Origin of the sequence: Actinomadura harenae (assembly GCF_003696215.1) — a bacterium.
Taxonomy (GTDB): Bacteria; Actinomycetota; Actinomycetes; order Streptosporangiales; family Streptosporangiaceae; genus Spirillospora; species Spirillospora harenae.
Genome location: NZ_RFFG01000158.1, coordinates 1 through 14,568 on the forward strand (window position 1 = coordinate 1; position 14,568 = coordinate 14,568).

Here is a 14,568-nt window from a genome sequence, read left to right on the forward strand (position 1 = left end):
GTACTAATAGGCCGAGTGGCTTGAACACACTGAGCGTTCAAACCAATCGCTGCTGTTCGAGATGTTCGCGTCCCTGTGTGGTTCCCAGAAAACAATCTGGTTGAATCGCATGATATTTTAATACTGAGCTTTAACGGCTCGGACGAGACTTGCCAACCCTACTTGTGGGGGTTGTGCGTTGATCGTTCGGTGGTTATGGCGAGGGGGAAACACCCGGTCCCATCCCGAACCCGGTAGTTAAGCCCCTCAGCGCCGATGGTACTGCATGGGAGACTGTGTGGGAGAGTAGGACGCCGCCGGACTATAATTGGTCGAGGGTCGCCCCGCTTGAGGGGCGGCCCTCGACGCATGTATGGGACCAGTCAAAGTAGGCTGCAAGGGTCTATCGAAGTACCGAAGAATGTGACGGACGTGATGAGCGCGGAAGACGACGGCCGTAGCGAGGGCCGCGAGCGGCGAAGCAATAACGGCGGGAACGGGGAACCCGGCCGTCGCGCGGGCGATGCCCGTGGCGGCTTCAGGGGGAACGGGCCCCGGCGTGACGGCGGATCGCGCGGAGGCGCTCCGCGCTCCGGCGGCGAACGCGGCCGTTTCGGCGGCGACGGCGGCGACCGTGGACGGTCTGGTGGACCGGGCTCTGGCGGACGTTCGTTCTCCGGTGGTCGCGGCAACAGCGGCGGCGGCTGGCGGGACCGGCCGGGTGGCCAGCGCGACGACCGCGGCCAGGGCCGTCCGTTCCGCGGGTCCGATGACCGGCGTGGCCCCGGCGGCGGCGACCGCCGTGAGGGCCGGCCCGGTGGCGACCGGCGCTTCCAGGGCGGAAGCGGTGAGGGCCGTCGTTTCGAGGACCGTGGTGAGCGGCGCTTCGGTAACCGCGATGACCGTGGCGGCCGGGGCTTCGAGGGCCGTGGTGGCCGTCCTGGCGGCGGAGACTTCCGCCAGGGGCGGACGGACGATCGTCGTTCCGAGGGCGGTCCCCGTGAGGGGCGCCGGGACGACCAGCGTTCCGGTGGCGGCTTCCGCCAGGAGCGTCGCTTCGGCGGTGCCGGCGGCGGCGAGCGCCGTTTCCAGGACCGTGACGACCGCGGAGGCTCCCGCGACCGTGATGACCGCCGTGGCGGTGGTCGTTACGAGGACCGTGGCGAGCGTCGTGGCGGCTTCCAGGGACGGGACGACCGTCGCGGGGGCTACCAGGGCCGGAACGATGACCGCCGTGGAGGTTCCCAGGGCCGGGACGGTGAGCGGTCTGGAGGTTTCCAGGGGCGCGGTGACCGGTCCGGGGGATACCAGCCGCGTGGCGGTGAGCGGTCGGGGGGATACCAGGGACGCGATGAGCGGTCTGGTGGATACCAAGGGCGCGGTGAGCGGTCCGGCGGTTTCCAGGGACGCGATGAGCGGTCCGGCGGGTACCAAGGGCGCGGTGAGCGGTCCGGCGGTTTCCAGGGACGTGACGAGCGGTCCGGTGGATACCAGGGGCGTGGTGAGCGGTCCGGCGGTTTCCAGGATCGCGGTGAGCGTCGTGGGGGCTTCCAGGGGCGCGATGACCGGCGTGGTGGGTCTCAGGGGCGGGATGACCGTCGTGGAGGCTCCCAGGACCGTGGAGAGCGTCGCGGTGGGTTCCAGGGGCGCGATGACCGGCGTGGCGGCTTCCAGGGACGGGACGACCGTCGTGGAGGTTTCCAGGGCCGGGACGGTGAGCGGTCCGGTGGATTCCAGGGGCGTGACGAGCGGTCCGGGGGCTCCCAGGACCGTGGTGAGCGTCGTGGCGGTTTCCAGGGGCGTGGTGAGCGGAGCGGTGGATACCGTGGCCGGGACGAGCGGTCCGGGGGCTACCAGGGACGCGGTGAGCGGTCCGGTGGGGACCGGGACGACCGGCGTGGTGGCGGCGGCTTCCGTGGGGAGCGTCGTCCTCAGGACGGGGAGCGGCGGTCGTACGGGCCGCCGCAGCGCCGTGACGAGGCGCGTGAGCAGGGGCCGAAGCACGACGACCCGGTGCTGCCGGACGACGTGACCGGGACCGAGCTGGACGAGGAGGCCCTCGAAGAGCTGCGCACGCTGCCGAAGGACCTCGCGGCCCGGGTGGCGCGTCATCTGGTGATGGCGGGCCGGATGGCCGAGGAGGACCCGGAGCTGGCCTACAAGCACGCGCGTGCCGCGCGGCGGCTGGCCTCGCGGGTCGGGATCGTCCGGGAGGCGGCCGGGCTCGCCGCGTACGCGGCGGGCGAGTGGGCCGACGCGCTGGCGGAGCTGCGCGCGGCGCGGCGCCTGGGCGCGGGTGACGAGGCGTATCTGCCGGTCATGGCCGACGCGGAGCGCGGTCTGGGCCGTCCGGAGCGGGCGCTCGACGTGATCAAGTCGCCGGAGGCGGCGCGGCTGGACCAGATGGGCGCCGTCGAGCTGCGGATCGTGGAGTCCGGCGTCCGCCGGGACCTCGGTCAGTTCGACGCGGCCGTGGTGACGCTGCAGGTTCCGGAGCTGCAGGACCGCAGGCTGCGGCCCTGGTCGGCGCGGCTGTTCTACGCCTACGCGGACGCCCTGGTCGACGCGGGCCGTGAGGACGAGGCGTCCGAGTGGTTCGCCCGGTCGGCGGCCGCTGACCGGGACGCGGAGACCGACGCGGCCGAGCGGTACGCCGAGCTCGAGGGCCTCGACATCCTCGACACCGAGGAGGACGAGGACGCCGACGGAGAGCTCATCGACGCCGAGGCCGAGACCCTGACCGAGGCCGACGAGGCGTCCGCCGAGGTGCCGGTCGAGGACGACCCGCGCGTCGAGGAGGAGCCGCAGGCTCCCGAGGTCTACGAGGGCGACGACGCCGTGGCCGATGCTGCCGTGGCCGACGCCGTCGTGGCTCCGGCCCCGGTCTTCCTCGAGCCGAAGCACGAGAACGCCGAGGAGTCCGAGGGCGACGAGTCCGAGGACGAGGTGCCGGAGGCCAAGGCCAAGGACGCCAAGGGCGAGGGCGCCGAGACCAAGGGCGAGGGCGAGGACAAGCCGTCCGCTTGAGCGGGCGTGTGACGCGCTGAACGGGCCGCGTCCGACGGGATCACTTCCGTCGGACGCGGCCCGTTCGTCGTTCGGGGTCAGGCGTGCCGGTTGAGGGCGTGGATGATGCCTGCGACGTTGCTCTCGGTGCTGTTCAGGACCTCGTACTTGAGGGCCAGATCCGGGTCGACGTCCTCGGCGGTGATGCGGTAGCGGTCGTCGGTGCGGTCGCGGACCATGGCGACGGCGTGGTCGAGTTCGGGGCTCTCCTCCTGGGCGGCGCGGACGGCGTCCACCCAGATGCGCAGCTCCTCGGCGGACCGGTCGAGGGTGTCGTTCACCTCGGAGACGGGGCCGTAGTGCGCGAACAGCAGCCGGGACGGGCCGAGGGCCTTGAACTTGCCGAGCGAGGCGAGGGCGGTGTCGAGGTCGAAGTCCGGCGGCGGGGTGGCGGGCCGGACGTCGGCAGTCTCGGGGATGTAGATCCCGGCGGCGTCGCCGACGTACAGGTCGCCGGTGGCCGAGTCGACGAGGCCGACGTGGTGCTTGGCGTGGCCGGGGGAGTAGTGCGACTCGAGGCGCCGTCCGCCGCCGAGGTCGATCACGCCGGTGTCCTCGACGGAGCGGATGCGGGAGGCCTCGGTCGGCTTCAGCTCGCCGAACAGGGTGTCGAGCATGTCGCCGTAGACCATGCGGGCGCTGCGCATGAGCCGTTCGGGGCTGGCCAGGTGCCGGGCGCCCTTCTCGTGGACGACGACCTCGGCGCCGGGGTACATCTCGGCGATGTCGCCGACGCCGCCGGCGTGGTCGAGGTGGATGTGGGTGACCACGACGGTCGCCAGGTCGGTCGCGGAGACGCCGAGTTCGTCCAGAGCGGCCTTCACGATGGGCGCGGATCCGGCGGTCCCGGGCTCGACCAGGCAGGGGCGGTCGGACAGGATCAGGTAGCCGGCGGTGATGCCGGTGAAACCCGCCATCCGGGTGTCGATCTCGTAGACGTCCCCGCCCAGCGGTGTGATCGTGGTCTTGGTGTCCATGTCACGATCATCGCGCCGTGACCACCGGTTTCTCCAGCCCCCTGGCCGGGAGATGTCAGCGCAGGTCGCCGGCGGCGTGCAGGTCGTCGAAGATCAGCTGGTCCACCGGGGAGACGCGGTCGCGGTCGGCGTAGCCGAGCCAGACGGTCTCGGCGATCTCGGCGGCCGGGGTGAGGGTGCCGGTGTAGTCGGCGGCGTAGCAGGTCATCTTGACGACGATGCCCTCGGCGTGGCCGTGGGCCTGCGCCTCCCAGGTGCCGACGTGCCGGACGGTCGCCGGGTCGAGGGCGACGGTGAGCTCCTCGGCGATCTCGCGCAGCAGGGTCTGCTCGTCGGTCTCGCCCTGCTCGCGCTTGCCGCCGGGCAGGTAGTAGGCGTCCTTGCCGTGGGAGCGGGTGCTGAGGATCCGGCCGTCCTCGATCCGGATCCACGCGACCTTGTCGATGATCTTTGCCACGGACCGACCGTACCCGACGGCCGCGGCCCCACGGGCCGCGGCCTCGACGGGAACGGGCCCGTCGTCACGGCGGGTCGAGCAGGCGGAACACCATGCCCATCCGGGGCTTGGGTCCGAAGGACGTCGACTTGCGGGGGACGCGTTCGCCGCCGCCCGCGACGGCCAGCACGTCCGTGATCCTCATCGGGTTGAGGATCACGGCGCTGCCGCCGGAGCGGCGGGCGCGGGCCAGCGCGGCGGCGGGGTCGTCGTGGACCACCTCGACGCTGCGCTCGTTCTCCGGGATGCCCCAGACGCCCGCGATGAGCAGGTGGTCGAGGACGGCCGTGTCGAGCCGCCGCCAGGTCGGGGACCGGTCGGCGGGCATGACGGCGGCCAGGCGCGCGGGGTCGGGGTCGGTGAGCAGGTGCAGGCCGTCGCCGCCGCCGAGCAGGAACGCCGGGCGGTCCGAGGCGTCCGCGAGGGCCTTGAGGGCGTCCGGGAGCGGGCCGGGCAGCGGGGTGACCTCCATGACGCCCTTGGCCCCTTCCAGGGCCTTCCGGGGGGCCAGGCCCGGCAGGACGCGATGGATCGCGCCGAGCCGCGGCGGGTAGCGGGTCGAGTCGACCAGCAGGGCGAGGCCGTGGTCCCAGGCGCCGTCGCCGTGGCCGGAGCGGTGGTGGCGGGCCTGGAGCGTCCGGTAGGTGGCGTAGCGGTGGTGGCCGTCGGCGATCAGGGCCTGGCCGCCGCTCAGGTCGGCGGAGATCCGGTCGAGCAGGGCCGGGTCGGTGATGCGCCAGAGGCGGTGCACCAGGCCGTCCGAGGCGGGGAACTCCATGAGCGGGGCGGTCTCGGCGGCCTCGTCCACGATCCGGGCGGCGTCGCCGCCGCCCTGGTGGATCAGGAAGATCGGCTCGAGGTTGGCGTTCGCCTCGCTCATCAGGGCCAGCCGGTCGCGGACGGGGCCGGGGTACACGTCCTCGTGCGGCAGGATCACGCCCTGCGACTCGGCGCGCAGCCCGACCGCGCCGACCAGGCCGCGCTGGTGGACGGTGTGCCGGTCGGCCGCCTCGTAGACGTACAGGGCGGGTTCGGGGTCGACGGTGAGGACCCCTTCGTCGAGCCAGCGGCGGAGGGTCTCACCGGCCTCGCGGTAGCCGCCGCCGGGTTGGCTCGGCAGGATCAGGCGGACGAAGTTGTGCCCGCCCTCCGACAGGAGCCGCCGGCGTTCGGCGTCGTCGATGAGGTCGTAGGGGGGTGTCGTGACGGAGGCCAGGTCGCCGACCACGGCGGGGTCGAAGCGGACGCCGCGGAACGGCGCCAGTTCGAGCCCCGCACCGGCCGCGGGCCCGGTCGCGCCGAAGATGCGCGCGCTGAACTCCTCCGAGGTCGTCGTCGGTCCGGAGGGGACGTCTCGTTCCACTGTGGGCATGGTAACCGCCTGAGGGGAATCCTCCGGCGGCCGGGTACGGTCGGGATGATCGAGTCCTAGGGAGGCCAGATGCGCGCTGACGGGCCGGAGCGGCGTCCGGACGGTCCGGGAGAGGACCCCGCCGTCCCGGAGGGCGGCGTCTACGAGTGGTACACCAGGGGACTCACGCTGCTGAGGACGGGCAGTCCGGCCGCGGCCGTGCAGTTGCTGACCCGGGCCGCGGAGGCCGAACCGGCCTCGCGCAGCATCCGGGAGGCCCTGGCCCGCGCCCAGTTCGGCGCGCGGTTGTTCCACGAGGCGGCCGACAACTTCCGGAGCATCGTCGAGGAGGATCCGGCCGAGGACTACGCGCTGTTCGGCCTCGGGCTCGCCCTCAGCCGTGTGGGCGACTTCACGGGCGCTGTCGAGCATCTCGCGCTGGCCGTGGCGATGCGTCCGGAGAACAGGGACTATGCGAACGCGCTCCGGCATGCCCGCGCGACCTTGGAGTCGCGCCGCTGATCCGGTGCTCTGGACGGGTTCGACGAGCGCGCCGCCGCGCAGGCGGCGCCGGAGAGAGGAAGACGTGAAGGGTTCGGACAGGCCGCTCAGCGAGGCGTACGACGTCGCCCTGCTCGATCTGGACGGTGTCGTGTACGTCGGGCGCAGGCCGGTGCCGCGCGCGGCGGAGGCGCTCGCGAAGGCGCGTGCGGACGGGCAGCGGCTCGCGTTCGTGACCAACAACGCCTCGCGGACGCCCGCGGCGGTCGTGGCGCTGCTGGCCGAGGTCGGCGTCCCCGCGGCGCCGGAGGACGTGGTGACCTCGGCGCAGGCGGCGGCGCGGTTGCTCGCCGAGCGGCTGCCCGCCGGGGCGAAGGTGCTGGTCGTCGGCGGGACGGCGCTGCGGGTGGCGTTGTACGACCGGGGGTTGCGCCCGGTGTCGGTGGCGGCGGAGCGTCCGGCGGCGGTCGTCCAGGGGTTCAGCCCGGATCTCGGGTACGGGCTGCTCGCCGAGGGCGGGAAGGCCGTCGCGCGCGGCGCCCTGTTCGTCGGTTCGAACGGTGACGCGACGATTCCCGGTGAGGACGGTCCGCCGAAGCCGGGGAACGGCGCGTTGCTGCGGGTCATCCAGGCCGCGACCGGGGTGGAGCCGATCGTGACGGGCAAGCCGGAGAAGCCGCTGCACCGGGAGGCGATGCTGCGGACCGGGGCCGGGCGGCCGCTCGTGGTCGGCGACCGGTTGGACACCGACATCGAGGGCGCGCACAACGGCGGGGCCGACAGCCTGCTCGTCCTGACCGGCGTGACCGGGCCGCTCGGGCTGCTGACCGCGCCGCCGCATCAGCGTCCGACGTACGTCGCGGCGGATCTGACCGGGCTGCTCGTCCCGCATCCCGAGGTGAGGCGGGACGGCGACGCCGACCGCTGCGGCGGCTGGACGGCCCGGCTCCGGGCCCCCGGTGACGCCGTCGAGCTGGACGGTGCGGGTGATCCCCTCGACGGGCTGCGGGCGCTCGCCGCCGCGGCCTGGCGGACGGAGGGGACCGTTCGTCCGGAGGCGGTGGCGGAGGCGCTGCGGAGGCTCGGCCTGCCGGCCGGGCACTGAGGCGGGACGGGCCCGGGTGTCAGAGGACCCTGCGCAGGCGGAGCAGGTCGAAGACGCTCGCCTCGACCTTGAGCCGGCCGGTGGCCCACGCCTTGGCCGGGCTCAGCTCGTCGTGGGCGAGCGCGACCAGGTCGTCGCTGTCGACGGTCAGCCTGACCTGCGCGGACCTCGGGTTCTCCAGGGGTTGGAAGGGGTCCAGGCCGCCCTCGTGCAGCCGGGTGCCGAAGGCCAGCCCGAGGTCGGGCACCCGGCAGCTGATGGTGCGCTCGACCACGTGCCGGGCGAGTTTGTCGGCGTCCACCTCGGACAGCCGTACCGCGATCGTGTCGAGCGCGGCGCGGCACTCCTCCTCGTTGGCCATGATCAGGCCGTTCCCCGTCCGGTCGGCGACGATGTCGTTCAGGGACGGTAGCGTTCAGACCGGACCCCGGGCGACCCGGGGCGCGCGGTTCGGGGTGTTCTTGGAGGTAAAGGTTGAGGTCCGACGAGGCCGCGGGGCCGGTGCCGGGGGGAGCCGGAGCGCCCGCGCCGACCGGTGACCCGCGCGTGGACGCGGTCGTCGCGCGGCTGGACGAGCTGGCCGGGCTGCCCGTGCCCGCCCACGTCGAGGTGTTCGCCGACGTCCACCAGCGGCTCCAGGAGCTGCTGGTCTCGGCCGACGACGACGGCGAGTCCGTGCCGTCGCTCGGCGGCATGCCCCGTCCCGGCGCGCCCGTACCGGGCGGTCCCGGCTCGGGCGGTCCTGGTTTGGGTGGTCCCGGCTCGGGTGGTCCGGGGCCGGGCGGTCACGGTCCGGTGGGTGGGGGGCCCAGGCCGGGTGGAATGCCGCGGCCGGGGGGCTTCCCGCGTCCGGGGGGCCTTCCGGGGCAGGGGGGCGCGTCGTGAGCCGGCGGCGGCTGGACGCCGAGCTGGTGCGGCGCGGCCTGGCACGGTCCCGTGAGCAGGCGGGGCAGCTGATCGCGGACGGCCGGGTCAAGGTCGGCGGGCAGGTCGCGGGCAAGGCGGCCACGCAGGTCGACACCGGCGCGGCGATCCTGGTGGCCGAGGACGAGTCCGGTCCCGACTACGTGTCGCGCGGCGGGCACAAGCTCGCGGGCGCGCTCGAGGCGTTCGACGCCCTCGACGTCAAGGGCCGTGTCGCGCTCGACGCGGGCGCGTCCACGGGCGGGTTCACCGACGTTCTGCTGCGCTCCGGCGCCGCGCACGTGTACGCGGTCGACGTCGGCTACGGGCAGATCGCCTGGTCGCTGCGCACCGACGAGCGGGTGAGCGTCCTGGAACGGGTCAACATCCGCGAGCTCGAGCCCGAGCAGCTCGGGCAGCCCGAGGCCGAACGGCCGAATCTGGTCGTCGGCGACCTGTCGTTCATCTCGCTGAAGCTGGTGCTCGGCCCGATCCAGCGCTGCGTCGCCCCCGACGCCGACTACGCGATCATGGTCAAGCCCCAGTTCGAGGTGGGGAAGAGCCGCGTCGGCGCGGGCGGGGTCGTGCGCGACCCCGAGCTGCGCGCCGAGGCGGTCCGGGACGTGGCCGCGCACGCCGCGACGCTGGGACTGGGAGTCCTCGGCGTCACGGCGTCACCGCTGCCCGGCCCGTCAGGGAACGTGGAGTACTTCCTGTGGCTGCGGGCGGGCGCGCCGCCGCTGGCCGAGGACGACCTGCGGCGCGCCGTCGCGGAGGGACCCCAGTGATCGAGAGCGTACGCACCACCCCCCGGGAGCGTTGCCGATGAGCGACAGGACGGTGCTGGTCGTCGCGCACACCGGCCGGGCCGAGGCGGTCCGCAGCGCGCAGCTGGTGATCGGTCGCCTCGCTGAGGCCGGCATCACCGTCCGCGCCCTGGAGGGCGACGCCGGGGACCTCTCCTGTCCGAACCTGGTCGAGGTGTGGCCGCGCACCCCGGCCGCGGCCGAGGGCGTCGAGGTCGTGATCGTCCTCGGCGGGGACGGCACGCTGCTGCGCGCCGCCGACCTGGCCCGCCCGGCGGGTGCGCCGCTGCTCGGCGTCAACCTCGGGCACGTCGGTTTCCTCGCCGAGGCCGAGCGCGAGGACCTCGCCACGACCGTCGACCGCGTCATCGAGCGCCGCTACGACGTCGAGGAGCGGATGACGATCGACGTGACCGTCCGCCGCAACGGCTCGGTCACCGGCACGACGTGGGCGCTGAACGAGGCGACCGTGGAGAAGGCCGAGCGGCAGCGGATGCTGGAGCTGGTCGTGGAGATCGACGGCCGGCCGCTGTCCCACTGGGGCTGCGACGGTGTGGTGATGGCCACGCCGACCGGCTCGACCGCGTACGCGTTCTCGGCGGGCGGCCCGGTGGTGTGGCCCGAGGTGGAGGCGATGCTGGTCGTGCCGATCAGCGCGCACGCCCTGTTCGCCCGTCCGCTGGTCGTCTCGCCGCGGTCGGCGGTCGCGATCGAGGTGCTGCCGGACACGCCGCGCGCCGTCCTGTGGTGTGACGGCGCGCGCACTCTCGACCTGCCCGCGGGTGCGCGGATCGAGGTGCGGCGGGGCGAGCATCCGGTCCGGCTGGCGCGGCTGCACCTGACGCCGTTCACCGACCGGCTGGTGACCAAGTTCGGCCTGCCGGTGACCGGGTGGCGTGGCCGTTCCCGGGCGGCCGCGCAGGTCAGGCAGCATCCGGAGCCGGGGCGGGAGCTCACGCCGGACGAGTCGGCCGATGCCGTCCCCGGCGTCCAGGCGCCGCCCCGCTGCGAACCGGCGCCGGACGGCGCGGGAACGTGGACGGCGGGTGAAACGGAAGGTGAAGACGCGGGTCCGGTGACCGGCGGTGGCGCCCCCGGCGGGGTGGAGGGACGATAATCTCACCACCGAACGCGGAGCGGGCGGATTGCGAGGGGTTGTGACGCGGGTGCGTCCCATGGTCGACGAGGTGCGGATTCAGGGCCTCGGCGTGATCGACGAGGCTGTCCTGGAGCTGTCGCCCGGGTTCAACGTCGTCACCGGCGAGACCGGCGCGGGCAAGACGATGGTGGTCACCAGCCTCGGTCTGCTGTTCGGCGGGCGCGCCGACCCGCAGCGGGTGCGGCCGGGCGCCGAGCGCGCCACGGTCGAGGGCCGGATCGTCGTGGACCCGGGCGGCCGGGTGGTCGAACGGGTCGAGGAGGCGGGCGGTGAGCTCGACGACGGCACGCTGATCGTGCAGCGGTCGGTGTCGGCGGAGGGCCGGTCGCGCGCGCACGTGGGCGGACGGTCGGTGCCGGTGAGCCTGCTCATCAACCTGGCCGACGACCTGGTCGCCGTGCACGGCCAGTCCGACCAGCAGCGGCTGCTGCAGGCGGGCCGCCAGCGCTCGGCGCTGGACCGGTACGCCGGGTCCGCGCTGACCAAGCCGATGCGGGCCTACACCCGTACCTACCAGCGGCACCGCCAGGTCACCGCGCTGCTGGAGGAGATCACGACCCGGTCGCGCGAGCGCGCCCAGGAGGCCGACATCCTGCGGTTCGGGCTGGAGGAGATCGAGAAGGTCGACCCCCGGCCCGGTGAGGACGTCGAGCTGGCCGCCGAGGAGGAGCGCCTCGGGCACGCGGACGCGCTGCGCGGCGCGTCCGACAGCGCGCACGAGTCGCTGCTCGGCGATCCGTCCGCGGCGTTCGAGGCCGCGAACGTGGTGAGCCTGCTCGGCTCGGCGCGCAACGCGCTGGAGGCCGTCCGCGAGCACGACCCGGAGCTGGCGGCGCTCGCCGACCGGCTCGCCGAGGCCGGCTACCTGGTCTCGGACGTCGCGACCGACCTGGCCGCCTACGCCGAGTCGGTGGACGCCGACCCGGCGCGGCTGGCGGCCGTCCAGGAGCGGCGCGCCGCGGTGACCGCGCTGGTCCGCAAGTACGGCGAGTCGGTCGACCAGGTGCTGGAGTGGTCCCGCACGTCCGCGGCGCGGCTCACCGAGCTCGACTCCGACGACGACCGTGTCGAGGAGCTGCGGGCCGAGCACGCCGAGCTCACCGAGCGGCTGGAGGCCGACGCGGCGGAGCTGACCGCCGTCCGGGCCCGCGCCGCGGAGCGGTTCTCCACGGCGGTGACCGAGGAGCTGTCGGCGCTGGCGATGCCGCACGCGCGGGTCGAGGTGGCGGTGACGCCGACGGGCGAGTACGGGCCGCACGGCGCGGACGAGATCGAGGTGCGGCTCGCCCCGCATCCGGGGTCTCCGGCGCTGCCGCTGCACAAGGGCGCGTCCGGTGGTGAGCTGTCGCGGGTGATGCTGGCGATCGAGGTGGTGTTCGCGGGCGCCGACCCCGTCCCGACGTTCGTGTTCGACGAGGTCGACGCGGGGGTCGGCGGCAAGGCGGCGGTGGAGATCGGGCGGCGGCTCGCGCGGCTCGCGCGGAACGCGCAGGTGATCGTCGTCACGCACCTTCCGCAGGTCGCCGCGTTCGCCGACCAGCACCTGCTGGTGGAGAAGTCCAGCGACGGCCTGGTGACCCGCAGCGGGGTCACCGCGCTCGACCACGAGGGGCGGGTGCGCGAGCTGTCCCGGATGCTGGCGGGCCTCGCCGACTCCGAGCTCGGCCGCGCGCACGCCGAGGAGTTGCTCGGTCTGGCGGCCCGCGACCGCTGACCCGGGTTCCGGACGGTCCCTTCCGGGGTCGGCCGCACGGGTTCGCAAGGGCCCGCGGGCTGCGCAAAGTGACCAACAGTACGCGAACGAACACGCCCCGATGCCGACGTTGCAGGTGTCACCCCCCGCCCTCTGGCAGGATGTCAAGCGATGAACGACCCGTCTCCGACCACCGACCGTGCCGTCCGGCCCGCGAAGAAGCGGCCGCGGCGGGTACTGCCGCTCGGCCGCGGGCGGGGTGACGGCCGGCCCGGGGTGTCCGCCACGGTCCGGCTCGACCGCCGCACCAAGAACCTGACCAAGCGGCTCCAGCCCGGTGACGTCGCGGTGATCGACCACGTCGACCTGGACCGGGTCAGCGCCGAGGCGCTGGTGTCGTGCCAGGTCGGGGCGGTGGTGAACGTCGCGCCGTCGATCTCGGGCCGGTACCCGAACCTCGGCCCGCAGATCCTGCTCGAGGCCGGGATCCCGCTGGTGGACGACGTCGGCCCGGAGATCTTCGCGAAGCTGTCGGAGGGCGACGGCGTCCGGGTGGACGGCGGCACCGTCTACAAGGGCGCCGACACGGTCGCCCGGGGCACCGAGCAGACCGCCGAGACGCTCGACGCGTCGATCACCGAGGCGAAGGCCAACCTCGGCCACCAGCTCGAGGCGTTCGTCGCCAACACGATGGAGTACGTCAAGCGCGAGCGCGACCTGCTCATCGACGGCGTCGGCGTCCCGGACGTGGCGACCCGGCTGGACGGCCGGCACGCGCTGATCGTCGTCCGCGGCTACCACTACCGCGAGGACATCGCGACCCTGCGCCCCTACATCCGGGAGTACCGTCCGGTGCTCATCGGGGTGGACGGCGGCGCGGACGCGCTCCTCGAGGCCGGCTACCGCCCGGACATGATCGTCGGGGACATGGACTCGGTGTCGGACTCCGCGCTGACCAGCGGCGCGGAGATCGTCGTGCACGCCTACCGGGACGGGCGGGCGCCCGGCCTGAAGCGGGTGGAGGAGCTCGGACGCGAGGCCGTCGTGTTCCCCGCCACCGCCACCAGCGAGGACATCGCCATGCTGCTGGCCGACGAGAAGGGCGCGACCCTGATCGTCGCCGTCGGCACGCACTTCAACATGGTGGAGTTCTTCGACAAGGGCCGCGCCGGGATGTCCAGCACGTTCCTGACCCGCCTGCGCGTCGGCAGCAAGCTCGTGGACGCCAAGGGCGTCTCCCGCCTGTACCGCAGCCGCATCTCGGGCTGGTCGCTGCTGCTGCTCGTGCTGGTGGCGTTCATCGCCATGACCACTGCCGTGTTCATGTCTCCGGCGGGGGACGTCATCCGTCCGCTGCTGGCCGACCGCTGGCACGCCTTCCTCTTCTGGCTGACCGGACTGTTCACGTGATCGACTTCCGTTACCACCTCGTCTCCATCGTCGCGGTCTTCCTGGCGCTGGCGCTCGGCATCGTGCTGGGCTCCACGACCCTGTCGCAGTCGGTGACCAACGGCCTCAAGCAGGAGGCGAACCGGGCCACCCGGCGCGCCGACGACCTGCGCAGGACCCAGCAGAAGCAGGAGGCCCAGCTCAAGGGCGAGGAGCAGTTCGCGTCCACGACCGGCCCGCAGTACGTCGCGGGCCGGCTGAAGGGCCAGTCGCTGGTGCTCGTCGAGACGCCCGGCGCCGGCGAGGAGGGCGTCTCGCAGGTGATCGACCTGGCGACCAAGGCCGGCGCGACCGTCACCGGACGCGTCGCGATCCAGAAGAAGGCCCTGGACCCCGACGAGAGCCACACCCTCGACGAGCTGGCCACCCAGCTGAAGCCCGCCGGGACCGAGTTCCCGTCCGGCGCGGACTCCTACGCCAAGGCCGGCGCGGTGCTGGCCAGCGCGATCGTGACCAACGACGCGACCAAGGCGGGCCGCGAGGACGCGACCGGCGCGGGCATCCTCACCGGGTTCCGCGAGGCGGGTTACGTGACCACCAGCGGGAAGCCGGGTCAGCATGCGACACTCGCGGTGGTGATCGCGCCCGCCACTCCGTACGGCTCCGACACCGCGGGCGGCACCCGGGCGCTGGTGACGCTGACCTCGCAGCTCGACGCCGCCGACCGCGGCACCGTGCTGGGCGGTCCGAACACCGCGGCGCAGCAGGGCGGTCTCATCACCGCGCTGCGCGACGACTCGGGCGTGAGCAAGCGGGTGTCGTCGGTGGACGTCCTGGACACCGCGTCCGGGCAGGTGGTCGCGATCCTGGCCCTGCAGAACGAGCTGGGCGGCAAGTCCGGGCAGTACGGCGTCGGCCCGGGTGCGAACGGCGGGTACCTGCCGTCACCGCCGCCGCCCGCCGCCGGGAAGAACGGATGACATCGGATGAGCACTGACCCTGCCCGGTCCGGACGGCGCGCGCTGCGCCTGCTGGCCGGGGCCGCGCTCGGCGCGGCCGCGACGCGTGCCGCCTACACCGCGCTGACCCGCCGTCCGCCCGGCCTCGCCGGACGGTCCGGCGGCGAGCTGTGGGACCGCACCA

13 protein-coding genes, 1 rRNA gene and 1 pseudogene are annotated in these 14,568 nt (G+C 73.7%); 11 read left to right on the top strand and 4 right to left on the bottom strand.

All coding sequences use genetic code 11. The annotated features are described in order from the left end of the window. Window positions 1-185: 185 nt before the first annotated feature. The 3 genes from rrf to EBO15_RS40160 all read left to right on the top strand — a co-directional run bounded on the left by rrf (window position 186) and on the right by EBO15_RS40160 (window position 3,006). Window positions 186-302 (top strand): 5S ribosomal RNA (rrf, locus tag EBO15_RS40150). A gap of 446 nt (window positions 303-748) precedes the next feature. Further along, a complete protein-coding gene (locus EBO15_RS40155) occupies window positions 749-2,011 on the top strand; it encodes a hypothetical protein (protein ID WP_147481877.1) in 1,263 nt (420 codons plus the stop codon). After that, entirely contained in the window at window positions 1,993-3,006 is a 1,014-nt protein-coding gene (locus EBO15_RS40160; RefSeq protein ID WP_233616795.1) for a tetratricopeptide repeat protein, read from the top strand. The genes EBO15_RS40155 and EBO15_RS40160 overlap by 19 nt, the downstream gene beginning before the upstream one ends. Before the next feature lie 77 nt (window positions 3,007-3,083). Here the strand turns inward: EBO15_RS40160 and EBO15_RS40165 are convergent, their stop codons facing one another. The 3 genes from EBO15_RS40165 to EBO15_RS40175 form a co-directional block, all read right to left on the bottom strand. Continuing rightward, window positions 3,084-4,022 (bottom strand): MBL fold metallo-hydrolase, encoded by a 939-nt coding sequence (locus EBO15_RS40165; protein ID WP_122199698.1) that lies wholly within the window; start codon window positions 4,020-4,022, stop codon window positions 3,084-3,086. A 55-nt stretch (window positions 4,023-4,077) separates the two neighbouring features. Continuing rightward, window positions 4,078-4,479 (bottom strand): NUDIX hydrolase, encoded by a 402-nt coding sequence (locus EBO15_RS40170; protein WP_122199699.1) that lies wholly within the window; start codon window positions 4,477-4,479, stop codon window positions 4,078-4,080. A gap of 64 nt (window positions 4,480-4,543) precedes the next feature. Continuing rightward, window positions 4,544-5,890 (bottom strand): DUF1015 family protein, encoded by a 1,347-nt coding sequence (locus tag EBO15_RS40175; RefSeq protein WP_122199700.1) that lies wholly within the window; start codon window positions 5,888-5,890, stop codon window positions 4,544-4,546. Between the two features lie 69 nt (window positions 5,891-5,959). On the opposite strand from EBO15_RS40175, the gene EBO15_RS40180 reads away from it, so the two are divergent. Both EBO15_RS40180 and EBO15_RS40185 read left to right on the top strand, forming a co-directional pair. Further along, window positions 5,960-6,391 carry a tetratricopeptide repeat protein gene (locus EBO15_RS40180; RefSeq protein ID WP_122199701.1) on the top strand — a complete coding sequence of 144 codons (432 nt, stop codon included), beginning with the start codon at window positions 5,960-5,962 and terminating at the stop codon, window positions 6,389-6,391. Window positions 6,392-6,455: 64 nt separating this feature from the next. After that, complete coding sequence (locus EBO15_RS40185) at window positions 6,456-7,475, top strand: HAD-IIA family hydrolase (protein WP_199745131.1); 1,020 nt, start codon at window positions 6,456-6,458, stop codon at window positions 7,473-7,475. A 19-nt stretch (window positions 7,476-7,494) separates the two neighbouring features. Here the strand turns inward: EBO15_RS40185 and EBO15_RS40190 are convergent, their stop codons facing one another. Further along, window positions 7,495-7,836 (bottom strand): SCP2 sterol-binding domain-containing protein, encoded by a 342-nt coding sequence (locus tag EBO15_RS40190; RefSeq protein WP_122199703.1) that lies wholly within the window; start codon window positions 7,834-7,836, stop codon window positions 7,495-7,497. Window positions 7,837-7,949: 113 nt separating this feature from the next. Here EBO15_RS40190 and EBO15_RS45610 point away from each other — a divergent pair, with 113 nt between their 5' ends. The 6 genes and pseudogenes from EBO15_RS45610 to EBO15_RS40225 all read left to right on the top strand — a co-directional run bounded on the left by EBO15_RS45610 (window position 7,950) and on the right by EBO15_RS40225 (window position 14,405). Further along, window positions 7,950-8,360, top strand: coding sequence for a hypothetical protein (locus EBO15_RS45610; RefSeq protein WP_199745132.1), 411 nt, complete (start codon window positions 7,950-7,952; stop codon window positions 8,358-8,360). After that, window positions 8,357-9,166 carry a TlyA family RNA methyltransferase gene (locus EBO15_RS40205; RefSeq protein ID WP_122199705.1) on the top strand — a complete coding sequence of 270 codons (810 nt, stop codon included), beginning with the start codon at window positions 8,357-8,359 and terminating at the stop codon, window positions 9,164-9,166. Before EBO15_RS45610 ends, EBO15_RS40205 begins: the two co-directional genes overlap by 4 nt. Window positions 9,167-9,203: 37 nt before the next feature. Further along, window positions 9,204-10,094, top strand: a pseudogene (locus EBO15_RS40210) (NAD kinase); the annotation flags it as partial. Between the two features lie 265 nt (window positions 10,095-10,359). After that, entirely contained in the window at window positions 10,360-12,057 is a 1,698-nt protein-coding gene (recN, locus tag EBO15_RS40215) for a DNA repair protein RecN (RefSeq protein WP_122199706.1), read from the top strand. A 150-nt stretch (window positions 12,058-12,207) separates the two neighbouring features. Further along, the gene (gene steA, locus EBO15_RS40220) at window positions 12,208-13,446 is read left to right on the top strand and encodes a putative cytokinetic ring protein SteA (RefSeq protein ID WP_122199707.1); all 1,239 of its coding nucleotides are present in this window, start codon (window positions 12,208-12,210) and stop codon (window positions 13,444-13,446) included. Continuing rightward, window positions 13,443-14,405, top strand: a complete 963-nt coding sequence (locus tag EBO15_RS40225; protein ID WP_122199708.1) for a copper transporter — start codon at window positions 13,443-13,445, stop codon at window positions 14,403-14,405. The genes steA and EBO15_RS40225 overlap by 4 nt, the downstream gene beginning before the upstream one ends. Window positions 14,406-14,568 lie beyond the last annotated feature (163 nt).